Consider the following 24,335-nt stretch of genomic DNA (forward strand, 5'->3'; position numbering starts at 1 on the left):
TGTCACAGTACTTATTGTGAACCTTTGACGAGTTGAAACACAAGACACTCGATCAAGAGAGTCGATATCTCAGTCACGGGGGAAATACATGTCTGCCGCACTGATGAGTTACAGTACCTCAAACGGAACAAATGGAGGCAGTAGTTCCGCACTGGAACTCTATTTCAAAGACATCGCCTATAGCGAATTGCTCACGCCACAAGAAGAAATTGATCTGGCCAAGCGCATTCGCAAAGGAGACCGCAAAAGTCTCAATAAAATGATCGAATCCAATTTGCGATTCGTCATTACCATAGCCAAAGAATATCAGGGACGCGGCCTGCTCCTGGAAGACCTCATCGCCGAAGGCAACATGGGTCTTGTTCGCGCGGCCACCCGCTACGATGAAACCGTAGGCGTCAAATTCACCACATATGCAGTCTGGTGGATTCGGCAGGGCATCTTATCGGCATTGGCAGAAAAAGCCCGCATGGTGCGACTGCCCGTCAACAAAATCAAACACCTGAGCAAATTGGAACGCATATCCTCAGAACTCAAACAATCGCTGGGACGCGAACCGCGCATTGAAGAAATCGCTGCACAGGCCGAACTGCACCCCAAGCAAGTGCAAGACCTCCTCAGCGCCTCGCGGTGGCATGTCTCGTTCGACATGCCCCTTGAAGACGGTCCTGACACCAGCTTGCTGGAAATGTTGTCAGACAACGACCAGGAAACTCCCGAAGAGGCCATGCTCGAAAGCTCTATGGCAGAGGAAATACACACCGCGCTCAACACATTGGCTCCGCGCGACGCCCGCGTATTACGCCTCTATTTCGGCATTAACAGCGGTGAAACAATGACGCTGGAACAAATTGGCAACATCCTCAACCTGACCAAAGAGCGCGTGCGCCAAATACGCGACAAAGCCCTGGCGGCACTCAAGCATCCCTCTCGTATGCGTAAAATGAGAACCCTACTGATGGAGAATTAATCCGGTGGCCAATCGCATGGAATCGACTGGCATGGGCATCACCCGCGTCAGCCACATCACATTGGTTACAGGTAACCTCGAACGCGCATCGGCATTTTACGAAAAGTTTTTGGGGCTACAACCCATTCCCCGGCCGGATTACGACTTTGCAGGTGCCTGGTATCGCTGTGGCGATGTCGAAATCCACCTGATCCTCGCCGAAGAATACCCCCGTCCTTCGCGCCGCCACATCGCCTTTGAAGTCGCTGACTTCGACCGCGTCATCACCTTGCTCGACCGCGAACGCGTGCGCGTTGCCTCCGGTCCCGGCGTGCGTCCACACGACGGCACGCGCTATGTTTTCGTACACGACCCGGATGGCAACCTCATCGAAATAGGCCGTCCGGGAAATGCGTGAAAAGCAACCACCGATAAACACAGATAAACACCGATGAAAGGCAAATGAGAAGAAACAAAACAGGCCGCGATCCCTTGAGACCGCGGCCTGTTTTTTCAGCAGTCATCCCCCCTCACACCAACCCCCACATCTGGTCAATATCCTCCTGATACGCGCAGACCTTGCCGGATATCACATCGCTCACCCTGACGACCTCTCCGCTTTTCCCAGACTCGTAAATCGCCTCACTCACGGCCTTGCTCTTAAGCCCCTCTTCCGCGTCGATTTCCACATCGCGTCCAATACTCAGCGCATCGATAAAATCCCACAATTCAATCGCCATGCCATCGGTCAGCCCATAGGGAAAGAGGCGATCCTTTTCGCTCTGACTCAATGAATCGAGAAACATATCTTGAAGCTGGGACACGCCATACGCCGTACCATCTATAAATTGGCATTCACCGCGCGCCTGAGACGCCGCCGGATGGAAAATATCGCGCTCCACAATCGTACCCTTGCTCCCCGTGAGATTGAGCTGGGTAAAACCCTTTCCCGGCGCACTAACCGTCCACGACCACGTGCCAATCACGCCACTTTCAAAATTGAAAATACTGGTCCAAAAATCCTCGCGACTATCATCGACCAGATCATCGCCTTTCTTATGGGGACGCTGTTCAAGTTGTTCCACGCGCGCATAAACACTCTCCACTTCCCCAAACCAGTAACGCATGGTATCCACCCAGTGCGCGCCGCTATCCATAACCATCCCGCACCCGCCGAGTTTGCGATCCACGCGCCAGTGCCAATCGGGATAATTCGCGGGATCCTGCCACCCCGACCTGATGGCGTACCACAATCTGGGTTCGCCGAGCGGACCACCATTAAACGCCCAGTGAATCGTGCGCTGCCCAACACTGCGACGACACTGTTCGGCATTCGCGGCGATCCTATTGCAGCGCCTGGCTGTATCGATAATTCTTTGCGTAGCTTTAACCGTCACACCAATGGGCTTCTCACACAGGATATTCACACCGCCTTCGAGCAACTCGCAGGCGAGCACATGATGCAAACCGTGGGGACTGCAGATATCGGCCCCATCCAGATCGGACTCTGAATTGAGCAGATCCTCAACCGAGGGATAGCAATTGACCGCCCATCCAGTCTTCCCATTGATCTGATCGGCAAATGCCTGTGCGCGGCTGATATCGCTATCAACCGTAGCCACAATGCGAAAACGGTCTTCGCCCTTATCGAAAATCTCTCCATACCGCCGAAGATGCCCGCCGGCAATACCGCCACAGCCGACAAGCGCGAGATTTACAACTTTTCCTTTCGACATTACCCTTCCTTTCTCGTGTTATATTCCGCCATCGCCTCCCAATAGTACGGCGTGGGAATCGGACTTTTAAGCGACGGATCATTCACATCTTCCATCCATTGCCACAGACGCTGGCTCAACGCATTATAAACATCCCGGTATTCGGGTTTATCGGCGACATCCTCAAACTCATTGGGATCTTTTTCCAGATCGTAGAGTTGTGCCACTGGCTGTTTGATACGCGGTCTTGGGGGATCGGTCATATCCACGGGCACATCTATCAGGCGCCGCGGACTGAAATTGCGAATAAACTTATAGCGATCGGTGCGAACACTGCGACTATCGCTACCCTGAAAAATCGAAAAAGCCGCATCCCGCGTGGGTTCCGCATCCGGATCTTTGAACACACTAACAAAACTCAAACCCTCCACATTATCCGGAATGGGATGCTGTATGAGATCCATAAGCGTGGGCAAAAAATCGACATTACTGAGCAAATGTCCACAACTCTGTCCCCCCCGAACACCCCCACCGGGCCAGCGCATAAGCAATGCAACGCCAATACCTGCATCATAGCAAAACCACTTCGCCCTCGGAAACTCAATACCGTGATCAACCGTAAAAACCAGCAGCGTATCGTCTTCTAACCCACTCTCTTTCAGAGCATCGGCAATAATCTGAACCGCCTCATCAACGCGGCGAATAGCACCCTGTTGCAGAGCGAGTTCCCGCCGCGATGTCTCGTCATCAACCAGATAAGGCGGCACATCAACACCCTGACTATCATCGGGTCCCACATCGCCAAAATCGTGCGGACGATGCGTCTCAAAAAAACCGACTTGCGCGTAGAATGGCGTCTTAGAACCCGCACCTGCCCTGAGAAAATCCGCCAGAGCACGCGCAACCACAAGCGCGTTTGCGCGGCGGCCCGTTTCATCGCGCTGTGCAAAAGTCGCTTCAAAACCCAAATCCTCAGTATTAGACGCCTCGTGTTGCAACCCAAAAAGAGCCGTATGATAGCCCGCATCCCGCAAAATATGCGAAAGATGTCGCTCCCCCTCATTAAAACACCAATCCCACGGCGAATGCGTCAACCCAATCAACCCATTGCTCTGCGGATAGCGCCCCGTAAGCATAGCTCCCCGGCTGGGGCTACACACCGGACTCGTCGTAAAATAATTGGTAAACTTGAACCCATCATCGGCAATCGCGTCAATCGCAGGCGTATGCACCGTATCGACACCATAACACCCAAAATGCCGCCCCGTATCGTGCGTGGTGATAATGATAATATTCGGCATAAAAATCTCCGGAAAAGCATGAAATGCAACCACAGATGAACACCGATAAACACAGATGAAAGGCAGGCGATGTCGGGTGAGTTGACCGCTGACTGCTATTTCAAGTGCTCTATAAAATGACAACGCCTGCAACAAACAATCACATCCTCTACACCCTCATTCCCCAGTGTCTTGTAGTGCAGATGGTGGACGTGCAAATGCTCTTTACTCCCACACAAAACGCACTGGCAATTGTAATGGGCGAGAAACTTCTGCCTCTTAATCTGCCATGATTTAGAGCGAATATACCGGTCGTAATCGAGCGGTGGCTCAGCGCGAGCCAATTGCGCTATCAGGCGTTTTCTATCCACCTTGCGAATCCCCTTCGGGTGTGGTGTGGATTGCAGAATTTTCTTTCTCGTCTGTTCATTCATAACACCATGATAATTAAAAACCAGAAATTAAAAATTAAAAATAAACTCGCGTGGGTCGCGTTTTTCTTTGACTGTTCAAAAAGATGTTATATGATATGGCACGCGTCATTTTAACCACTCACAGGAGGAAGGGATGGAACTGTGTTATTTTGCAGATGAAATCGACAAAGCCGACTTTGATAAATCTGTGCGCCTGGGCGTAGAAGCGGGTGCAACGGGAATTGAACTGCGCGGCGGCATCTGGGGCAAACGCGTCCAGGAAATCGACAACGACGAACTGCAGCGCGTCCAGGACGTACTGGCAAAATACAATGTAACCGTTATGTCCGTCGGCTCGCCCGTGGGCAAATGCGCGCACGACAGCGCCGAAGAAAAAGCCGAACACCAGCGCATATTTGACCGCATGATCGAACTCGCAAAAGCATTTGATACAACCGTCATCCGCGGATTTTCCCTCTGGAACCCCAATCGACGAAAAGGAGACCGGGCAAATCGACCCGGTGTTGAGAACTATCTCGACGTCATCGTGCCATTTCTCGGCCCCATAGCCAAAATAGCCGAACGCGAAGGCGTCACCCTATCGCTGGAAAACGAAGGCGCGACCATTGCCGGCACCTGTGCGGAAGCCAGAACAGTTGCCGACGCCCTCGGCGACACATCGGGATTCAGCTTCTGCTGGGATGTGAACAACGGCATCGGATGTGGCGAACAGGCCATCCCCGATGGATACGAACAGATCAAAGGACGGATCACCCATCTGCACGTCAAACCCAACCCCGACAAAGAACTGGACCCCATTCGCGACAGCGATATAAAATACGAAGACCTGCTCAAAATGGTCCTATCAGACGGTTATACGGGCAACGTGAGCATCGAACACTGGGGATCCCCAGACCTCATGCTAAAAGGCGTGCGGCAACTGCGCGCTGTACTGGACAACTTGTAAAATGGACTTACACAAATTATTCACAGATGTATTTCATCCCGAACCCGACGAAACAGTAGCCGTCATTGCCGATGTACCACACGGTGAACTGCGCGATAGCGAGACCTGGCGCGAACGCAGAGAAATGGCCGCCGAATGGTGTGCGGCGTGGGTATCGCTCGGCGAACAGATTGGCTTCGACGTCCTGCCCCTCATCACCTTTCCCGCCACCGGCGCACACAATGGCAATTTGCCCCTCGACAAAGGCGAACCCATCCCCTTGCGCGACGGCCTGGCGCGAGCGACAATCGTAAATTCACTCACGCAATTCTCCGCCACCGCACCCCTATCTGCATGGGCGCGTTCACATAATGATTTTCGCGCCGCATCATTGCCAGGCGTTGCCCGACGCATGGAAGAAACCGCGCTCTCTGCGGATTATACCGAAGTGGCGCGCCGCTGTCAGATATTAATGGACGCACTCTCCCAAGCGGAATCCGCACAGGTAATTTTCACAACCGGCCACAAATGGACCGTTGACCTGCGCTACCGCGAAGCCCACAAAGACGATGGACAACTGCCCCGAGAAAAGGCAAACTCGGCATTTCCCATCATCAACTTGCCGAGTGGAGAAAGTTTCCAGGTACCCTATGAAGGAGAAAGAGACGGCGAACCGAGCCGCACGGAAGGCGAAATACCCGTCAATGACAATGGCGACGTCATCGTATTTCGGGTCGAGAACAATCGGATCGTAGATGTCGCGGGAGAAACAACACAGGCCGCGAGCTTCAAAGCCTATTTCGAGGAAGATCCAATACGCGGCAACATCGCCGAACTCGCATTGGGATGTAATCCAAAAGCCGTTGTTTGGGGCAATGTCTTAGAAGATGAAAAAGCGGGCTTTCACTGGGCTTATGGACGCAGCGAACATCTCGGCGGCACAATTGGACCAGAACAATTCAAATCCCCCGCACATATTGTTCACGAAGACATCGTCTATGCCAAAGACAGCCCGATACAAGTGGCATCACTCCTGTTGGTTTCAGCAAACGGGAAAACACGCCAAATCATCCGGGATGGCGAGTATCTGATCTAAAAGGAGCTTCACATGTTAATCGACGCGCACAATCATCCAAACTGGCACGGATTCAACGCCGAAAAAATATTGAAAAACATGGACGAGCAAAACATCGACCAGCTATGGCTATTCTCCTGGGAAGCGCCAGAAGACGAATACAGTCCCAGTTATCACAAAGTATTGCCCCCAACAGGCGTGTGCATCCCCCTCGAAGACGTGATACAGGTAGGGCGCACAGCCCCTGACCGATTTGTACTGGGATACATGCCACATCCAAAGCGACCCGACGCAATTGACCGTTTGAAAGCAGCCGTAGAAATTCACGGGATTCGGGTTGCCAGCGAACTAAAGGTCAGAGTCGTATTCGACGACCCAGATGCCCTCAGACTCTACCACGTCTGCGGTGACATGGGCCTGCCAATCACAATCCATCTCGACTACCCCATCGATCACGGACGCGGGGATTACCCGCGACCCAACTGGTGGTATGGCGGCAGCATCGAAGCATTTGAACGGGCGATTATTGCATGTCCCGAAACCAACTTCATCGGCCATGCCCCCGGATTCTGGGCGCACATTTCCGGCGACGGCAAATTTGACAAAGAAGCGTATCCCAAAGGTCCAGTCGAACCGGGCGGCAAAGTCCCCCAGATGCTCAAAAAATACGACAATCTATACGCCGACCTCTCCGCGGGATCGGGACTGACCGCAATCAGCAGAGACGAAGCATTTGGCAGACAATTCCTGATCGACTTTCAAGACAGCCTGTTATTTGGAAGGGATTATTTTGACACGCGCCTGATGGATTATCTACAGCGCCTGAACCTGCCAAAAGAAGCATTCGACAAAATAACATATCAAAATGCACAGAGGTTATTGGGTGATGGCTGACGTGCTTCACAACCTCTTTTCCCGCAACCCAAATCCCACCGCCATCCCCAGAACGGGAAATATCGCAAGCACCATAAACACCTTCTGGTACGCATCGAGAGTAGATAAATTTGCATCGAAGAAAAACTGCAACACCACCCCGATCAGTGCCGTACTGATCGCCATCCCCATAAACCGCAGCATACTATAAAGACCTGCAGCAGCCCCCATCTGGTCTGACTCGACAGTCCCCATAACCGTACTGTGCAAAGCAGCCAGCATCAACCCGGCACCAAGCCCATAGTACGTCAGCAGGCCAGCAATAACCCATGTCGAAATCGCATCGGACAAATGGGCAAAGCCCAGCATCACCGTCAACTGCACGAACATCCCAATCATCACCAGCCACCGACTCTGAAAACGATCGGACATCTGCCCGCCAAATCGCACAATCAGCGTCATCGCCGCAGAACTAATAATCAAAAACACGCCCAACAGTGCCGGACCCATGTGGTGAACATCGACCAGATACAGCGGCATCAACACCCCAATACCGCCCTGCACAAACATCCGCATCGAAGCGCAAAACGTCACCCGACAAAACATGCGATTGCCAAAAAAATTGAGCGGAAGAAAAGGATCTCTCCGCCCTCTCTCCCACCACCAGAAACCAGCGAAAAACACTCCCGCACCCAAAAGCAATCGCCAATCCTCAAACGGGGCAACCCCCGTCACAGACCGGCTGGACAGATAAAACATCAGAAATATAATCCCGCCCGACAACAAACCGACCCCACCCCAATCAAACTGCCGCAAAAATTTAGACGCCTCCCCAATCACCTGAGAAGGCACCCCCCTGTAAATCGCGACAAAAGTCACAACACTGAGCAAAAGCCCCGGCACAAAAGCAGCGCGCCACCCCCAAAGCGCAATGAGAATACCCGCGACAAACGACGACGAAAAACTCATCGCCGGACCCACTGCACTCCAGGTCCCCAGGACGCGCCCGCGTTCTCCCGCGCTAAAAATCGACGCGAGCAGCGCCATACCCATCGGCGTCATCCCCCCCACGCCAATACCCTGAATCGCACGCCCGGCCATCAACCAGCGCATATTCGGCGCCATAAACGTCATCGCAGAACCAACGCCAAAAATCACAGTCCCCAACAGAATCAACAACCGCCGGTCAACGCCATCGCTCAAACGCCCATAAATCGGCATCAAAACGACAAAAGGCAGCATAAAAGCTGCCAGAACCCACGCCGTCAAATCTGCGGGAATCCCAAAATCATCCCGAATAACCGGCAGTGCAACCCGCGACATGCCAGACACCATAGGCATCAGCATAGACGAAAACATCAGGCTAATCAACACGCGCCGAGCCGCCCGGGGAGACAGCGGTTCTGCCTCCCCGGATGCAACCTGTCCCTTAGACAAATGTACCTCGCAATTCAACCAATCTTCATACCACACTCGCGGCCGTGTGCTTCGAGTAACGCCTTCCCCGCATCGTAAATCGCCCCAAAAGCATCCAAACTAACCATCACATCGCCACTCATATGCTTCCCCGCCGCACGCACCTTATCACACGCCGCCTCATACGCCGCTATGCACTCTGGATGATTCGGCTCTCCGGGATACCCCATAGACTGCGCGATATCTTGCGGACCGCCCGCAAAAAACATAAGCCCATCAACCTGGAGAATCTCATCCAAATTGTCAAAAGCCGTCTTGCTCTCGAGCTGAGGCACAATAATGGTATTGTCATTGGTAAACTCAAAAATCTTCCGACTATCGCTGGTATCATTCAAACCATAAGCCACGCGCTGGCTCATCGCACTCCGACGTCCCAAAGGCCCGTAAAAACCAAACTGGACAATCCGCTCGGCCTCCTCGGCAGTCTGCAAATTGGGCACCGTAATCATCTGCATGCCCCGGTCCAGCGCCGTCAAAATAGCCGCCTCGGACTGATCCACAACCCGCATAGTCGGCGTCATACCATAAGCATCGCAAAGGCGACAGACCGTCTCAATAGTCGGCAGCGTCAACGCGCCGTGCTGCCCATCCAGCGAAATAAAATCCATCCCCATCTTAGCCGCCACTTCGATCACAATTTCCGAAACAAAACTCATCTGCACGCCAACGGCTTTTTCGCCATTGCGATAACGCTCGAGAATGCGATTTGGTGTAGCCATAAAAACCTCGCTATGTTATAGTTACCTGAAAACCCTAAACCCTCGCAAATTTTTGCAACCGCTGTCCCTGTCCTTCCATACCGATCTCAGCCACATAAATACTCCCCTCGTCATCCACGCAAAGCCCATGCGGCGACTGCACAGCACTCTGATCCGCAAAGCGACAAATCAATTCCCCATCCGCAGACCACACGCTAATGCGCCCCCCGCCCCCTTGCTCCGCCACATAAATCGTATTATCATCCGTAATCCACACATCGCCCGGCATCATCACATCGGTCCACATCTCCATAAACTTGCCGTCTGGATCGAAAATCTGAATGCGATTATTCTCCCGGTCGCACACCAGAACCCGCCCGGTCTTATCGCATCCAATATTGTGTACCAGCGCAAACTGCCCCGGCCCACTGCCCCCCTCGCCCCACACCCCGATATGCTCGCCATCGCGCGAATACTTGTGCACACACCGGCTGCCATACCCATCCGACACGTAAAACGAATTGCCATCTGGCGCATAAGCAACACCCGTTGGCATATTGTACTCCCTGCGGTGAAACGTCGGACCCGGAACCCCGCGGGTGCCCCATTCGCGCTCCAACTCGCCCAAACGGGAATAACGCCTGACAATATGCTGAAACGAATCCGTCAAAAACACCTTATCGTCCGGATCGATAAAAATACCGTGTGACTGACTGATCAAATTTGGCGAAATACCAAAATCGCCATACCCCCACGACGTAATAAAATTGCCATCCTTATCAAACACGACCACGGGATGAACACCGCGCGTAAAGGCGTAAATGCGGCCCTGTGAATCCACCGCAGCATCCGACACCTGCGTAAACACCCACCCCTCGGGCAACTTCGCCCATCCCTCAACTTCCTCGTACCGATAATCGCCTTCTCCGAACAACATATTGCACCTCCTTGAAAATAACGACTCTCTACTCCTCTTGATACTGCAACTGATAAAGCCGGGCATAAATCCCATTCTGATTGATCAGCGCATCGTGGTCGCCTTCCTCGCGGATTTGCCCGCGGTGCATCACCAGAATCTTGTCCGCATTTCGAATCGTAGAAAGGCGGTGTGCAATCGCAATCGAAGTCCGCGACCGCATCAATTTTGCCACCGCATCCTGAATCCACATCTCGGTCTCCGTATCCACATTCGCCGTCGCCTCATCCAGAATGAGAATATCTGGTCCACAAGCCAGCGTGCGCGCAAAAGATATCAACTGCCGCTGCCCGACCGAAAGCGAACTGCCCCGCTCCAGCACCTCGTGCTCATAGGTATCGGGCAACTTGTCGATAAACCGGTCTGCATTGACATCGCGCGCGGCCTGCTCGACCTCCTGGCGGCTAATGCGCGGATGTCCCAGACTAATATTGGCCTCAATATCACCGGCAAAAAGAAAAACATCCTGTTGCACGACCCCAATGCGCCTGCGAAGTTCCTCCACATCCCACTCCCGAATATCGACCCCATCTACCAGAATCGCACCCCGCTGAATATCGTAGAACCGACACACCAGACTAATCACCGTGCTCTTACCCGCGCCCGTCGCCCCGACCAATGCCAAACTCTCCCCCGGCGCAACGCGAAAAGACACATCGCGCAACACCCATTCGCCTTCATTGTACGCAAACCAGACATTTTGAAACGCGATCTCGCCCTTCAAGTGATCGGCCTTCACAGTGCCGCCAAGTGATTCTGGCTTCGTATCCAGCAACTCAAAAATGCGCTCTGAAGACGCCATCGCAACCTGAAGCACGGTAAAACGATCGGCAATATCGCGGAGAGGCATAAAAAACCGCGGAACATATTGCAACATCGCCACGAGCACGCCCCACTGAATTTCCCCATCCAGCACCCGCGCGCCGCCATACCACAACACCAGTGCGGACAATAAAACACCGCCCAACTCCATAATCGGGAAATAAATCGCATGGTAAAACGCGCTCTTTAGCCGCGCATCCAGATACTCCTTATTCGGATCTTCAAACCGCTTCACACAGCGATCTTCGCAACCAAATAACTGCACCACCTCCATCCCGGACACAGTCTCCTGCAACGAAGAACTAAATCGCGCGAATAAGGTGCGCGCAACGCGATACGCAAAAAAGGTCTTATTCTGCAGCCACACGGTTGCGATAAAAGCCACCGGCAATGCGATACAGATCAACAAGCCGAGCGTGACATCCATATAAAAAATGTATGCGAGAATCGTGATAATCGTAAAAATATCGCTGATCATCGACACAATGCCATCGGTAAACAACTCGTTGAGGGCATCCACATCATTTGTATTGCGCGCCATCAAGCGGCCCACAGGCGTGCGGTCGAAAAAACGCATGGGCAACCGCTGCAAATGCATAAAAATCTGCAACCGCACATCGTGCATAGCCCATTGCCCGATCATATTGGTCGTCCAACTCTGGCAATACCCCACCCCGAATTGCGCGACAAGCAAACCGATATAGAGCATCACCAGATAGGTCAACCCATCCACATCTCCCGGCACGATATAATCATCCACCGCAATCTTGGTCAAAAAAGGCCCGGCCTGCCGCACAACCGCTGCGACAATAATGAGCACAAACGTGAGAACAACCCACCACTTGTAGGGCCTGAGAAAGTTCATCAACCGCGCCATCAAACGCAGATCAAAACCCTTATGACCAATTTCCTCTTCTTCCATTACAATATTTCCAATTCCCGAGCCAGATGCTGGCGTCGAAACATATCCGCATAAATCCCATCGTGCGCAACCAATTCATCGTGTGACCCCTGCTCTACAATGCGCCCCTCATCCAGCACAATAATATGATCGGCATCTTTCACAGTCGAAATGCGATGGGCAATCAAAATCGTCGTACGCGAAGCCATAATCTCGCGCAACTGTTTGAGAATCTCTTCCTCTGTCCGCGTATCCACACTCGCCAAAGCATCGTCCATAATCAGAATCCGCGGCTCTCGGATCACCGCACGCGCAATAGCTGTGCGCTGCTTTTGCCCCCCCGAAAGCGTGACCCCCCGCTCTCCAACAATCGTCTCCAGATGATCGGGAAAAAGGTGCAAATCCGGAGCCAACTGCGAAATCTCGGTCGCGCGCGCAACATCGCCCTCTGCCCGCGTGCCCAAAGCCACATTTTCTCGAATCGTATCCGAAAACAAAAAAGCATCCTGCGGCACATATCCGGTCGCATCTCGAATCGTCTGAAGCGGTATCTCTTCCACCGGCTTGCCATCGATCAAAACCCGCCCTTCATCTGCCTGAATCAACCGGGGAATCAACCGCGCCAGCGTGGATTTTCCCGAACCCACGCGCCCCACCACGGCAAGCGTACTCCCCGCTGGAATCCGAAGATTGATATCTTTGAGCACCCGTTGACCATTGTAGGAAAAACTCGCATTGCGAAACTCGATCTCCCCCGTGATATCTCCCGTTGTGCCGCCCGCCACATCGGGTTGAGGCGATACTTTCAAAACCTCTTCAATGCGCCTCAACGAAGCCACGGCGCGTTGATACTCATCGACAATTCGCCCCAACATCGACATCGGGCGGCTCATCCGCAGCAAATACGCATTGAACGCCACAAATGCCCCCAGACTCAAACTCCCCTCAATCACCCGCAGACCGCCCAGCCACAAAATTACAATCATAGAAACACCGCTCAACAAAAACGTGAACGGATAATACAAACTGCGGATCTTAATCAAATGGCGGTTGCGCGTGACGTACTCCTCATTGAGAATCCCGAAATCCACAATCTCAAGCGGGCGCATGGCAAAGGCTTTGACCATTCGCATACCCGTCAAATTTTCCTGAATTTTTGAACTGACGGCGGCAAATTGTTCCTGAACCCGTCGGTACCCCACGCGCACCTTTTGCCCGACCCACCGCGCACAAAAAGCCATCACGGGCATAGGAGCCAGCGCCAAAAGAGCCAACTGCCAGTCAATGATACACATCAAAATGAGACTGAGCACAAAACTCAAAACCGCCTGTAGCGACAGCCGATACGCAAAATAAAAAAACCGCTGAATCGCTTCCACATCATTGGTCGCCCGCGCCATTAAATCGCCCACGCGCTGCGCCTGGAAAAAACTCAGCGGTAGCCGCACAATATGTCGCACATAAATCGTGCGAATATCGCGCTCTATAAAACGAGACGCACTGGCAATAAACCAGCGCATCCCAAATGACATGCCCCATTGCGCGATGCCAAGTGCAACCATGAGCGCCCCGTACATCTGCAAATCGCCCATCGGGGTACCCGTGATTGTATCGACCACATCACCCGTAAGATCTCCAGCATCCAGCCCCGCTTTAGCCGTATCAATCGCCCATTTCATCAACAACGGAACGAGCGCCTGAACCGCCTGCGTACCCAGCAACAGCACCAATCCCCAAAAAATCTTCCATCGATGGGGATACACATACTCCGCAAAGGGCTTAAAAAAATTGAGACTCATAAATTACGCCATCCCTCTCACCTGCTCCAATTTATCGTACAATCGCTTTGGCGACACCTTTTGCGCCGTACCGAGTTCCTGTGCAAAAACCGACACCCGAAACTCCTCGACCATCCACCGCAGCGCCTGCACCGCATAGCGCTTCTCCCCCGTCAATTCCGAATCCATCAACTCATCCACCGCATCTTGAAAAGGTTGCACCTGCTCGGCCTTTTGTCGGTCCTTCATCGGATCGAGCATCGCGCGTTCGGCACGTATCACAATCGCCTTCAAAAACCGCCCCAAATGCAACACCTGATCATAAGGTATTTGTCGCAAAAAATCCGGCGGCATCAAACGCGCGAGATCGGCCTCCATCTCGGGATAGCCACTGCGCAACAGCCGGATTTCTCGATGCGTCTCAAACAGCGATTCCATCGCCTGAATCAATTGCGGTGCCAGATGCTGCAAATACAACCGCGCCTGTTGAACGCGCGATTCAAAGCGCTGGCGCGTTATGGGAAACGCCGCGTCTCGCGTGAACAGATGCGCCATTAAATTTGCGTACGCACCCTCGCGCAAAGCCTCGCGCGCCCCCTCAAACTGCTTCAAATCGCCCAAAGACCGCTTCAACGCCCGCATCTCATCCCGCATTTCGCGCTCGCACAACCGCATCCAACCCACCTGGGTCTCGCGTTCCGCCTCATCTGCGCGCTTAAACAAACACACAGCCACGCGATCCCCCTCGCGCTTCAACCCCACATAGCCAAACACCGGCATCCCACCGGCTTGCATCACCTCTACGCGCTCGGGCAATTCCCCCAGCGTCTGCCCCGTCACATCTCGGCGCGCAACCTGCTTCTGTGCCCGCATCCACGCATCGGACTGCACATCTTCTTCGCGCGCATCTAACTGCTCGCGCAAAACGCGCAAATCCCGCGCAGCCACAATCGCCTGCTCTTTCTCGTCTTGAACTTCCACGCGCATCTGCAAATGTTCCGGCAAATCGCGCACATTCCAATCGCTTTGAGAAATCTCAATACCGTAATGACTCAAAATATGGGCAGACAGCGAATCCAAAAACGCGCTGTGCGTCGGTTGCAAAACCGCGGCAATCTCTCGCGCCCTGTCCGGCACGGGAACAAACCGCTTGCGAATACGCTTTGGAAGCCCGCGCAACAAATATGTAATCTTCTCTTCCAACAACCCTGGCACCAGCCAGTCCAGCACCTCCGGCTGTACAAAATGCACCAGCTTGTACGGCAGTTGCAACGTCACGCCATCTCGATCTTGCCCGGGCCGATACGCATAAGAAAGCGGCACCTCTTCGCCATCCACCTCCAAAAACTCGGGAAACGCATCCCGGTCAAAATCCACCTGCTCGCCCGCCAGATGCTTTTCGGACATCAGCAAAAAATCCGCGCCCTTTCTCTTCATCAAACGATTCAAATCGTGAGTGGAAGATACATTCTCCAATCGCTCGGCATAAAACCGATATGCAGCCTCATCCAGATCCAGAAATTGCATCAAACGCTGTTGCATCTGCCATGTTTCCACGCGCGCGCGCAAATCCCGATTTTGAGCCACAAATTCATAGGGCAACGCCACCTCATCATTCACCAGAGCCTCGCGAATAAAAATCTCCGTCGCAGCACTGGCATCTACACCTCCATACCCCACGCGCTTTTGCCCCACCTGCAAACCGTGCAACGTCAGTGTCTCGGTCGCCAGCACCCGACCCGACCGCACACTGTAAAACGGCTCCTTATAAGATGCCCGGCACAAATGTCCGCCCAATTCCACCAGCCAGGACGGCTGTACGCGAGCCACAGTGCGCGCAAACAAACGCGACGTCTCCACCACCTCCGCAGCCACAACCCAACCGGGCGTACTCTTTTTATCATCCTCCCCTTCCTCTCTCCGCTGAAACAAACCAGACCCCGGAAACAACATCACATCGCGCCCGCGCGCTGCGCGATACATATTGCCTTCCTTCTTTTGCGCCACATTGCCCAACAACCCGCTCACCACCGACCGATGAATCGCATCGTATCCCGCATCGTCCCGGTTCATCCGAAAAGCACCCATCTCGCGCAGAGTGTGTCGAATCTGCATATAAATATCGCGCCATTCGCGCATGCGATTAAAAGACAAAAAATGCTGCTTGCAAAATCTTCGCATCTGACTCTGCGTTCTCAATTTCTCAAACGTATCGTGATACGCCTTCCAGATATTCAGCAACGCGATAAAATCCGATTCCCCATCGACAAACCTCCGGTGCTCCTGATCTGCCGCCTTCTCTTGCCCGAGCGGCCGCACGCGCGGATCTTGAATGCTGATTGCCGACGCAATAACCAGCACCTCGCGCAAAGCGCGTTCTTTTTGCGCTTGCAAAATCATCCGCGACACCGTCGGCGCAAGCGGCAAACGCGCCATATCGCGTCCCAGCGACGTCAAACGCTTGTGATCATCAATCGCGCCCAACGCTCTCAACACATTAAATCCCCCCTGAATCGCCTGAGAACGGGGGGGATCAATAAATGGAAACGTCTCGACATCGCCCAGCCGCAGCGCAATCATCCGCAAAATGACCTCTGCCAAATCCGACCGCTGAATCTCGGGCTGCGTGTACTCTGGTCGCGCGAGAAAACTCTTCTCATCGTACAGACGAATACACACCCCATTTTGCACGCGCCCACACCGTCCTGCCCGCTGCCTGGCACTGCTTTGAGAAATCTCCTCCACCGGCAGTCTATGCGTCTGGTTGCGCGGATTGTGCCGGCTGATTCGCGCCAGCCCCGTATCGATCACATATCGAATACCCGGAATCGTAATCGACGTCTCCGCAATATTCGTCGCCACCACAATGCGCCGATACCTCTGCTTGTGAAACACCTTCTGCTGATCGCCCGCTGTCAACCGCCCAAACAGCGGCAAAACCTCTGTAAAGCGAAGCTGCCGCCCCTCCAAACGCCTGCGCGTCTCGTGGATATCCTTCTCCGTAGGCATAAAAACCAGAACATCACCTCGCCCCGCATCAACCACCATATCCACTGCGGTCACCGCCGCATCGATATACGTCTGTACATCACTTTCCCCGGCGATATCTTCCACAGGCAAATATTGCACATCCACCGGATACATCCGCCCGGACACCTCAATAATCGGCGCATTGTCAAACGCCTTAGAAAACGTCTCCGTATCAATCGTCGCCGATGTAATCACGATCCGCAACTCGGGGCGACGCTTTTGCAACAAGCGCAAATATCCCAGTAAAAAATCGATATTCAAACTGCGCTCGTGCGCCTCATCAATAATAACCGTATCGTACTCATACAAATTCGGATCGCCCTGAATCTCCGCGAGCAACATCCCATCCGTCATCATCTTGATCCGCGTCTCGGGCGCCGTCTCATCCTTAAACCGAATTTTGCACCCCACCTCGGCACCCCACGCGACATTTAATTCCTCTGCAATGCGCCGCGACACCGATAGCGCCGCCACGCGCCGGGGTTGAGTACACGCAATTTTCGCCGCCACACCGCGACCGGCCTCCAAACACATCTTGGGCAACTGCGTCGTCTTCCCCGATCCCGTCTCACCTGCCACAATCACCACCGGATGTTCTCGAATCGCCCTGACAATCTCATCCTTCCGCGCCGAAATCGGCAACGCCTCTGGATAGGTCAGATGCAGCGGAGTCTCCCCCCGGTCTTTCCGCAACGCCACCGACCGCTCCGCCTGCACCTGCAAATTCTTCAACCGCCCCGTATCGCGTCGCTTTTGCCGCTGTATTTGCCGCAACTGCCGCGCAATCTCCATGCCGTCTTTGAGCATACACGCGGGCAACAGCGACCACACAGCCGACATCGGACTCGACCGCCTTCTGCGCGGTCTGCGTTTTTTTATTTGTTCGTTTTTACTCGCCATCCTATCCTTCGGTATATCAACGCTGAATCCGCCTATAATCCATCCCAATACGCCCACATATCATCCGGCGTCTCAAAGCGCATATCGTTATTATCCCTCCGCCGAAAGCGACTCACAAATGCCATGCGAATATCCCGTCCACAATTTACCCCCGGGCTGTGCAACATCAGATGATGCCAGAACGTCACCGTACCCGGCGGTCCCGTAACATCAACCGGCGTGGGAAGGTCGTAATACTCCCCCTGCGCATTGCGAAACGCATCTAACCCATTCACCAGACTGTGCGTCTTAAAATACTCATAAGCCCGCTTGTGCGCACCCGGCCAGATCGAAAACCCTCCCGAGCGCGGCTTGACGTGATTGATATTCACCGTCACCGCAATCGCAAAAGTATCCACCACGCCTTCACACGTATAGCCATCCAGATGCATCTGCCTGGCCGGCGTCCAATTGTCGTGCCCTTCGGGATAAATCATCTTGGCAAACGTGTAATTCGACACAGCCAGGGTCCCTTTACCCACCATCTCCTCGCACATATCCTGAATCGGCGTCTCCGTCAAAGTCGCCCGCACATCGGGATGACTGCTGCATTTCAAATTTCCCTTCGGTCCCGCATTGATCCACGTCTCGGGATCATCGCGATCTGCCTCGATCTCCTCCCACAACACATCCACCGCCTTATCGATCAAATGCATCGGCACGACATCGCGTTTGACAACATACCCCTGTTCTTTGAAATGCAATTTTTCTTCATCGGTAAAATAAGCCATAACCTGCTCTCCCAGGTGAAGATTGGTAAAAATAGGACAGACAAAATATCGGTCTTTTTGTTAAAAAATCAAACGCGAAACGAACTGTCGTTTATCCTTCCCATTGCTCAACCTCAAAAGGATTTCCCCATGACATCGCGTTTTGCTCCTTCGATAAAGAGAACTTTTTGTCTCATAACGAGCGACAGATTGAAATACTCTGTCGCATAACAGGCGATAGATACCCGCCTGTTCTAACCGACAATAAACAAATTCTGGCGTGTAATATCAACATGTTAAAAAAAAATGGGTATCTGGCCTACCATTTGCTGATAAACTGCGAAAAACACGCATCCCTAACCCATTCCACACATGGTCTCACATGCCAGATCAACTATTTCTCTGTCCGCTATTCCGCATTCTGCGAACAAAGTATTGCCAGATTGTACTTTTCGCACTCCTCCCTTCATCTACTCACGCAGCCTTTGAATTTCAACCCATTGGCGCCCATACAGCGGGTACTGGCGATGCAGGTGTGGCACTGGCAGCCGGTGCCGCAGGCGCATATTGGAATCCAGCGGCATTGGCCTGGGGCAAGCGATTGAGCTTGTTTGCCGCGTATGACCGACCATTTGGCCTGACCGAACTGGCAACCCATGCGTTCAGTGCTGGCCTGAAGATTGGACCTCACGGCCTGGGCGTGAGATATACGGGATTTGGATTTGCGCTATACAAAGAACAGGTATTTGGTCTCGCTTATGCACTGCGCGTATTTCAACAACTGAGCCTGGGACTCGGCATACGCGCCTTGCAACTGAGCACCGCGGGAATACCCACACAACACTGGATGGTATTTGACGCCGGGATAAAATTGCAAATACGCGAAAACGTCTTTCTGGGCGCAGCAATCTGGAATGCAGGTAGCAGGCACACATCGCTTTTGGGACAGAGTGGAACCGTGGGAATGGGCATTGCCGTCATGCCGAAAGTCGCGCTGGTAGCAGATATACAAAAAGAAGCGAATTTCCCCACAGGTGCGGGCATAGGGGTAATATATCATATCCACCCCCAACTCGTGTTACGCACGGGTGCAGGTCCAGAAAAATTGAGCGCGGGGGTTGGCCTGAAAAAAAAGGGCTTCGCGATTGACTATGCCGCAGTATGGCATACAGTACTGGGAATCACGCATCGCGCTTCGGTGATCTTTGAGCATTGACCCCCTTGATTCAAGGGATTCGCGCTTGACAGGATTTGGGCCTCCGGCTATTTTGGAATAATGAATTTGCCCTTGAAAATTTTGCGCGAAATCGTACTTTTTGGAGCGTGTGCCATATTTACGGCAATAATCGGATTGATTGTAATCGATCAAATTGCAATGCCGATCTATGTGCGACAAGGCGTAGAAGTCGCTGTTCCCGATCTCATCGGACTTACCCCTTCACAGGCACAGGCGCAATTGCAGGACAAGGGCCTGCGCATGAAAGAGCGAGAACCGCGCTGGGATGCCTCTGTACCCGCAGGACAAATCGTATGGCAAAATCCGTCTGCCCTCTCGCACGTAAAACCCAACCGCACAGTCTATGTCGCGCCGAGCTTGGGACAGCGTCTCCACGCCGTACCCGATCTTCACAATCGCCCTTTGCGACAGGCCCAGTTGTGGATTGCACAGGCAGATTTGACCATCGGTAAAGTCACCGAAATATCATCTTCAGAAATAAAAGAAGGCAATATTATCGACCACAAACCCAACGCGGGCGAAAAAGTCGCCCAGGGGACGCAGGTCGAACTAATTGTAAGCACGGGACCTCCTCGCGCCTTTGTCAATATGCCCCGGGTTACCGAGCTAAAATTAGACGAAGCCCGGCGTCTGTTATCGTCGCTCGGTCTGCAACCCAATAATATCCGATACGAATTTAGCACCGCTTATGAACCCGACATCGTCATCCGCCAGGAGCCAGAATCAGGCACGCCAATAAAACGCGGGTCTTCTGTCCTATTGATTGTGAGCAAACTGTGAAAAAATCTTATTTGAGGTTAAAATGGTAAAAATCGCCCCATCATTTCTCTCTGCCGATTTCCGCACGCTCGAAAATCAGGTGCGCCTGGTCGAAGAGGCCGGTGCCGAATATATCCACCTGGATATTATGGACGGACATTTTGTGCCCAATATCACATTTGGTGCGCTGGTCGTCGAAGCCATTCGCAAAACAACAGACCTGGTACTGGATGTGCATCTCATGATCTCTGAACCCGGTAAATATCTGCAAGATTTTGCCGATGCAGGCACAGATATTTTGACCGTTCATGTCGAAATCGAAGAAGATGTACCCGCACTGTTGGACCTCATCAGAAAAGCCAATATGAAAGCCGGTGCTACCCTGCGCCCTGGCACGGAGATCGAGGCGTTATTCCCGCTGCTACCCCAATTGGACCTCGCACTCATTATGTCGGTCGAACCGGGCTTTGGTGGCCAATCATTTATGCCAGCGTCTCTCGATCGGGTGCAGGCATTAAAAACCGAAATCGCACGGCAGGGATTGAACGTCGAAATAGAAATTGACGGTGGCATTGGCGTGGAAAACGCACGTCAGGTGGTCGAAGCCGGCGTACAGGTACTCGTAGCGGGTTCGGCAGTATTTCGCGACGGGGCCATTGCAAAAAACGTACAGGCCATTCGCCAGGCGGCAATGGGATAGGGATTTTCGTCAGCTTATTTCTTGCATAAAATCGGCGAATCTTCTATATTTCTCCGTCTTACCCCGTCATTTTTATAGGTCCTTTTATGTTTGAAATATTGACAGATCGCCTCAATGGCGTATTTAAGCAACTTCGCAGCCGCGGTCGATTGACCGAATCGAACATCGACGACGCCATGCGAGAAGTGCGCCGGGCATTGCTCGAGGCAGATGTCAACTACAAGGTCGCCCGCTCGTTTATCGCGCGGGTCAAAGAACGCGCAATAGGGCGGGAAGTACTCAAAAGCATCACGCCGGGGCAGCAAGTTGTCAAAGTTGTCCACGACGAATTGATCGCGTTGATGGGCAATCAAAATGCCGCATTGCAATTTGCGGAATCGCCACCCTCAGCAATAATGATGGTGGGGCTTCAAGGATCGGGTAAAACGACAGCCTCAGCAAAATTGGCCCGACTACTGGTATCGCAAAACAAAAAACCCCTGCTCGTGGCGGCTGATATTTATCGTCCTGCAGCAATTGATCAACTTTGCGTACTCGCCGAGCAAGTCGGTGTGCCCGTACATCGGGCACCAGAAGGCACAGATCCAGTCGATATTTGCACGCAAGCGATGGATCGGGCGAAAAATGAAAACCTCGATGTCGTGATACTCGATACAGCGGGTCGGCTACACGTTGATGACGAGCGCATGGATGAAGTATTTCGCATCCGCGAAGCCGTATCGCCCTCAGAAATTCTGTTTGTGTGCGACGCCATGACCGGGCAAGATGCCGTATCGTCAGCTTCTGCCTTTTACGAAAAACTCAATTTTTCAGGTGTAGTACTCACGCGCATGGACAGCGACACCCGTGGCGGCGCAGCTTTATCCATCCGCGAGGTTGCGGGCGTCCCGATTAAATACATCGGCGTCAGCGAAAAAGTCGATGGTCTGGAAGCATTTCATCCCGACCGCATGGCCTCTCGCATTTTGGGCATGGGCGATGTGGTTACACTGGTGGAAAAAGCGCAGGAGACCATAGACGCCGAACAGGTGAAAAAAGTTGAACAAAAGCTTCGCTCGGCATCGTTTACATTCGACGACTTCCTCGAGCAAATGGCGCAAATCAGGCAGATGGGCCCCTTGGATCAACTGATGAAAATGATCCCCGGCGTGAGCAAGTCCATGCCGGACTTGCAGGTGGATGAAAAGGCCTTCACGCACATCGAGGCAATCATCTATTCAATGACGCCCGCAGAGCGCGAGAAACCGCATATTATTAATGGCAGCAGGCGCAAACGCATTGCAAATGGCAGCGGGCGCAGTATTCAAGATGTCAACAAATTGCTCAAGCAATTCAACATGATGCAAAAAATGATGAAACGCATGTCCCGTATGGAAAAACAGGGCAAAATGGCAATTCCGATGTTCGGATAACACAAAGGAGTTTGATTTGGTTCGACTTCGCTTACGTCGTATGGGCGCAAAAAAAGCGCCGTTCTTCCGCGTGGTAGCGGCCGAGGCCTCCTCACCTCGCGACGGACGGTTCATCGAGGTTTTGGGGCATTATAATCCGACAAAAGATCCCCAGATTATCGAATTAAAAGAAGACCGCATAAGGTATTGGTTGGGCGTGGGCGCACAGCCCTCCGATACAGTGCGCAGTTTATTTCGCCAAAAGGGTCTGCTCAAACAAGATCAGAATGAAGACGCGCAACCTGAGGATGCTGAGTCAGACGCCCCATCTGAGGAATGAGTCTTGGAGCCGGATACTGGATTAAACCACTCCAGCACAGGCTTTGTCACGGTTGGCAAAATCATGAAACCCCGGGGCATTCGGGGTGAAGCTTTTTTGCTACCGCTGACCGATTTTCCACAACGATTTGACGACTTGGACTCTGTGCGCGTTGAAGCGCCCGATGGCACATATTCTGCATTAAACGTGGCTTATGTACGCGCTTATGGTTCGCGCCTGGCAATCAAATTTCAAGACATTGACACCCCTGAACATGTGGGGCGATTGCGCGAACACTTTATTTTGGTACCCCGCGATGCCGTGCATCCCTTACCCGACGATTCGTTTTACGTTTTTGAACTCGAGGGGCTGCCAGTTGAAACAGCATCGGGCACCATGGTGGGACATGTCGTAGAAGTCCTGTCGTATCCGGCCAACGATGTGTATGTGGTGGATCGCAACGGCGAAGACGTATTGATCCCGGCCGTGCGCGAGATTGTCCACGTGGATCAAAAAGCCGGAAAAATTATCGTGCAGGAAATCGAAGGGCTTTTGTAGGACGACCATCTGTGATGCGAATAGACGTAATCACAATTTTTCCCGATCTGATTCGGGATGTGCTGAAATACAGTATCCCGCGACGCGCCATTGATGCGGGATTGATCGACATTTTGGCGCACGACCTTCGAGACCACGCAGACGACAAACACAAAACAATCGACGATACGCCTTATGGCGGCGGTGCGGGGATGATCTTCAAACCCGAACCCATTGCACGCGCGATAGAAGCACTCCCCACAGGTGGCCGCGTGATTTTTCTCACGCCTCAGGGACGGCTATTTACGCAATCTGTGGCCAATGAATTGTCTTTGTCAGACCATCTCGTATTATTGTGCGGACACTATCGCGGCATTGATGAGCGCGTCCGCGAAAGCTATGTCGATGATGAAATCTCGATTGGTGATTATGTCCTCAGCGGCGGCGAATTGCCCGCCCTCATTTTGATCGATGCGTTGATCCGGTTAATCCCCGGTGCCATTGGCAATGCCGAGTCAGCGCTTGAAGACTCGTTTCAAAATGGCCTGTTGGATTGTGCGTGGTACACGCGACCTCGTGAATTTGAAGGCTTAACCGTACCAGAGGCATTGCTCAGTGGAGATCACAAAAAAGTCGCCCAATGGCGGCGGGAAAACGCGCGACAACGCACGCTTGAGCGACGCCCCGATTTGTTGGAATAGACGAATAGACGAATAGACGAACCCCGCTCCACCTCCCAAAATCACTACGAGCTTCGATTCGTTGATTCGTTGATTCGTTGATTCGTTGATTCGTTGATTCGTTGATTCGT

The 24,335-nt window shown here is 52.8% G+C and carries 22 protein-coding genes; 12 read left to right on the forward strand and 10 right to left on the reverse strand.

Annotated elements, in window-relative coordinates:
* The first annotated feature begins 88 nt into the window (after nucleotides 1-88).
* Together OXH16_02150 and OXH16_02155 are read left to right on the forward strand one after the other, a co-directional pair.
* The gene (locus OXH16_02150) at nucleotides 89-970 is read left to right on the forward strand and encodes an RNA polymerase sigma factor RpoD/SigA (GenBank protein ID MCY3680170.1); all 882 of its coding nucleotides are present in this window, start codon (nucleotides 89-91) and stop codon (nucleotides 968-970) included.
* A 4-nt stretch (nucleotides 971-974) separates the two neighbouring features.
* Nucleotides 975-1,367, forward strand: a complete 393-nt coding sequence (locus OXH16_02155; GenBank protein ID MCY3680171.1) for a VOC family protein — start codon at nucleotides 975-977, stop codon at nucleotides 1,365-1,367.
* A 112-nt stretch (nucleotides 1,368-1,479) separates the two neighbouring features.
* On the opposite strand, the gene OXH16_02160 is transcribed toward OXH16_02155, so the two are convergent.
* The 3 genes from OXH16_02160 to OXH16_02170 form a co-directional block, all read right to left on the reverse strand.
* Nucleotides 1,480-2,685 (reverse strand): Gfo/Idh/MocA family oxidoreductase, encoded by a 1,206-nt coding sequence (locus tag OXH16_02160; protein MCY3680172.1) that lies wholly within the window; start codon nucleotides 2,683-2,685, stop codon nucleotides 1,480-1,482.
* Nucleotides 2,685-3,965 carry a sulfatase gene (locus OXH16_02165; GenBank protein MCY3680173.1) on the reverse strand — a complete coding sequence of 427 codons (1,281 nt, stop codon included), beginning with the start codon at nucleotides 3,963-3,965 and terminating at the stop codon, nucleotides 2,685-2,687. The genes OXH16_02160 and OXH16_02165 overlap by 1 nt, the downstream gene beginning before the upstream one ends.
* A gap of 95 nt (nucleotides 3,966-4,060) precedes the next feature.
* A complete protein-coding gene (locus OXH16_02170; GenBank protein ID MCY3680174.1) occupies nucleotides 4,061-4,378 on the reverse strand; it encodes a hypothetical protein in 318 nt (105 codons plus the stop codon).
* Nucleotides 4,379-4,511: 133 nt separating this feature from the next.
* Here OXH16_02170 and OXH16_02175 point away from each other — a divergent pair, with 133 nt between their 5' ends.
* From OXH16_02175 to OXH16_02185, 3 genes are read left to right on the forward strand one after another with little or no spacing between them, the layout of a single operon-like run.
* Nucleotides 4,512-5,324, forward strand: coding sequence for a sugar phosphate isomerase/epimerase (locus OXH16_02175; protein MCY3680175.1), 813 nt, complete (start codon nucleotides 4,512-4,514; stop codon nucleotides 5,322-5,324).
* 1 nt (nucleotide 5,325) lies between these two features.
* A complete protein-coding gene (locus tag OXH16_02180) occupies nucleotides 5,326-6,399 on the forward strand; it encodes an aminopeptidase (GenBank protein ID MCY3680176.1) in 1,074 nt (357 codons plus the stop codon).
* A 12-nt stretch (nucleotides 6,400-6,411) separates the two neighbouring features.
* Nucleotides 6,412-7,272, forward strand: a complete 861-nt coding sequence (locus OXH16_02185) for an amidohydrolase family protein (protein MCY3680177.1) — start codon at nucleotides 6,412-6,414, stop codon at nucleotides 7,270-7,272.
* Nucleotides 7,273-7,278: 6 nt separating this feature from the next.
* On the opposite strand, the gene OXH16_02190 is transcribed toward OXH16_02185, so the two are convergent.
* Genes OXH16_02190 through OXH16_02220 form a run of 7 tightly spaced genes read right to left on the reverse strand, consistent with a single transcriptional unit; the run spans nucleotide 7,279 to nucleotide 18,602 of the window.
* Nucleotides 7,279-8,688, reverse strand: a complete 1,410-nt coding sequence (locus tag OXH16_02190) for an MFS transporter (GenBank protein MCY3680178.1) — start codon at nucleotides 8,686-8,688, stop codon at nucleotides 7,279-7,281.
* A 14-nt stretch (nucleotides 8,689-8,702) separates the two neighbouring features.
* Nucleotides 8,703-9,446 carry an aldolase/citrate lyase family protein gene (locus OXH16_02195; GenBank protein MCY3680179.1) on the reverse strand — a complete coding sequence of 248 codons (744 nt, stop codon included), beginning with the start codon at nucleotides 9,444-9,446 and terminating at the stop codon, nucleotides 8,703-8,705.
* Nucleotides 9,447-9,480: 34 nt separating this feature from the next.
* On the reverse strand, nucleotides 9,481-10,362 hold the full coding sequence (locus OXH16_02200) for a peptidyl-alpha-hydroxyglycine alpha-amidating lyase family protein (GenBank protein ID MCY3680180.1): 882 nt from the start codon (nucleotides 10,360-10,362) through the stop codon (nucleotides 9,481-9,483).
* Nucleotides 10,363-10,390: 28 nt separating this feature from the next.
* Nucleotides 10,391-12,145, reverse strand: coding sequence for an ABC transporter ATP-binding protein (locus OXH16_02205; GenBank protein ID MCY3680181.1), 1,755 nt, complete (start codon nucleotides 12,143-12,145; stop codon nucleotides 10,391-10,393).
* Nucleotides 12,145-13,923 carry an ABC transporter ATP-binding protein gene (locus tag OXH16_02210; GenBank protein ID MCY3680182.1) on the reverse strand — a complete coding sequence of 593 codons (1,779 nt, stop codon included), beginning with the start codon at nucleotides 13,921-13,923 and terminating at the stop codon, nucleotides 12,145-12,147. Before OXH16_02210 ends, OXH16_02205 begins: the two co-directional genes overlap by 1 nt.
* 3 nt (nucleotides 13,924-13,926) lie before the next feature.
* A complete protein-coding gene (gene hrpA / locus OXH16_02215) occupies nucleotides 13,927-17,832 on the reverse strand; it encodes an ATP-dependent RNA helicase HrpA (GenBank protein MCY3680183.1) in 3,906 nt (1,301 codons plus the stop codon).
* 32 nt (nucleotides 17,833-17,864) lie between these two features.
* The gene (locus OXH16_02220) at nucleotides 17,865-18,602 is read right to left on the reverse strand and encodes a phytanoyl-CoA dioxygenase family protein (protein MCY3680184.1); all 738 of its coding nucleotides are present in this window, start codon (nucleotides 18,600-18,602) and stop codon (nucleotides 17,865-17,867) included.
* Between the two features lie 361 nt (nucleotides 18,603-18,963).
* Between OXH16_02220 and OXH16_02225 the strand changes: the two genes are divergently transcribed.
* The 7 genes from OXH16_02225 (at nucleotide 18,964) to trmD (ending at nucleotide 24,225) form a co-directional block, all read left to right on the forward strand.
* A complete protein-coding gene (locus tag OXH16_02225; GenBank protein MCY3680185.1) occupies nucleotides 18,964-19,797 on the forward strand; it encodes a hypothetical protein in 834 nt (277 codons plus the stop codon).
* Nucleotides 19,798-19,863: 66 nt separating this feature from the next.
* Nucleotides 19,864-20,598, forward strand: a complete 735-nt coding sequence (locus OXH16_02230) for a PASTA domain-containing protein (GenBank protein ID MCY3680186.1) — start codon at nucleotides 19,864-19,866, stop codon at nucleotides 20,596-20,598.
* A gap of 22 nt (nucleotides 20,599-20,620) precedes the next feature.
* Entirely contained in the window at nucleotides 20,621-21,277 is a 657-nt protein-coding gene (gene rpe, locus OXH16_02235; protein MCY3680187.1) for a ribulose-phosphate 3-epimerase, read from the forward strand.
* An 86-nt stretch (nucleotides 21,278-21,363) separates the two neighbouring features.
* On the forward strand, nucleotides 21,364-22,689 hold the full coding sequence (gene ffh, locus OXH16_02240) for a signal recognition particle protein (GenBank protein MCY3680188.1): 1,326 nt from the start codon (nucleotides 21,364-21,366) through the stop codon (nucleotides 22,687-22,689).
* Nucleotides 22,690-22,705: 16 nt separating this feature from the next.
* Entirely contained in the window at nucleotides 22,706-23,008 is a 303-nt protein-coding gene (rpsP, locus tag OXH16_02245; protein ID MCY3680189.1) for a 30S ribosomal protein S16, read from the forward strand.
* 3 nt (nucleotides 23,009-23,011) lie between these two features.
* Nucleotides 23,012-23,545 (forward strand): ribosome maturation factor RimM, encoded by a 534-nt coding sequence (gene rimM / locus OXH16_02250; GenBank protein MCY3680190.1) that lies wholly within the window; start codon nucleotides 23,012-23,014, stop codon nucleotides 23,543-23,545.
* 14 nt (nucleotides 23,546-23,559) lie between these two features.
* Nucleotides 23,560-24,225, forward strand: a complete 666-nt coding sequence (gene trmD, locus OXH16_02255) for a tRNA (guanosine(37)-N1)-methyltransferase TrmD (protein MCY3680191.1) — start codon at nucleotides 23,560-23,562, stop codon at nucleotides 24,223-24,225.
* The last annotated feature ends 110 nt before the right edge of the window (nucleotides 24,226-24,335 follow it).

The sequence above is a fragment of the Gemmatimonadota bacterium genome, assembly GCA_026705765.1.
GTDB lineage: Bacteria > Latescibacterota > UBA2968 > UBA2968 > UBA2968 > VXRD01.

Bases quoted from the DNA above. Each gene is read 5' to 3' on its own strand.
- OXH16_02150 (MCY3680170.1), top strand. From the start codon at position 89: ATGTCTGCCGCACTGATGAGTTACAGTACCTCAAACGGAACAAATGGA.
- OXH16_02160 (MCY3680172.1), bottom strand. From the start codon at position 2,685: ATGTCGAAAGGAAAAGTTGTAAATCTCGCGCTTGTCGGCTGTGGCGGT.
- OXH16_02165 (MCY3680173.1), bottom strand. From the start codon at position 3,965: ATGCCGAATATTATCATTATCACCACGCACGATACGGGGCGGCATTTT.
- OXH16_02170 (MCY3680174.1), bottom strand. From the start codon at position 4,378: ATGAATGAACAGACGAGAAAGAAAATTCTGCAATCCACACCACACCCG.
- OXH16_02175 (MCY3680175.1), top strand. From the start codon at position 4,512: ATGGAACTGTGTTATTTTGCAGATGAAATCGACAAAGCCGACTTTGAT.
- OXH16_02180 (MCY3680176.1), top strand. From the start codon at position 5,326: ATGGACTTACACAAATTATTCACAGATGTATTTCATCCCGAACCCGAC.
- OXH16_02185 (MCY3680177.1), top strand. From the start codon at position 6,412: ATGTTAATCGACGCGCACAATCATCCAAACTGGCACGGATTCAACGCC.
- OXH16_02195 (MCY3680179.1), bottom strand. From the start codon at position 9,446: ATGGCTACACCAAATCGCATTCTCGAGCGTTATCGCAATGGCGAAAAA.
- OXH16_02200 (MCY3680180.1), bottom strand. From the start codon at position 10,362: ATGTTGTTCGGAGAAGGCGATTATCGGTACGAGGAAGTTGAGGGATGG.
- OXH16_02205 (MCY3680181.1), bottom strand. From the start codon at position 12,145: ATGGAAGAAGAGGAAATTGGTCATAAGGGTTTTGATCTGCGTTTGATG.
- OXH16_02210 (MCY3680182.1), bottom strand. From the start codon at position 13,923: ATGAGTCTCAATTTTTTTAAGCCCTTTGCGGAGTATGTGTATCCCCAT.
- hrpA (MCY3680183.1), bottom strand. From the start codon at position 17,832: ATGGCGAGTAAAAACGAACAAATAAAAAAACGCAGACCGCGCAGAAGG.
- OXH16_02220 (MCY3680184.1), bottom strand. From the start codon at position 18,602: ATGGCTTATTTTACCGATGAAGAAAAATTGCATTTCAAAGAACAGGGG.
- OXH16_02225 (MCY3680185.1), top strand. From the start codon at position 18,964: ATGCCAGATCAACTATTTCTCTGTCCGCTATTCCGCATTCTGCGAACA.
- rpe (MCY3680187.1), top strand. From the start codon at position 20,621: ATGGTAAAAATCGCCCCATCATTTCTCTCTGCCGATTTCCGCACGCTC.
- ffh (MCY3680188.1), top strand. From the start codon at position 21,364: ATGTTTGAAATATTGACAGATCGCCTCAATGGCGTATTTAAGCAACTT.
- trmD (MCY3680191.1), top strand. From the start codon at position 23,560: ATGCGAATAGACGTAATCACAATTTTTCCCGATCTGATTCGGGATGTG.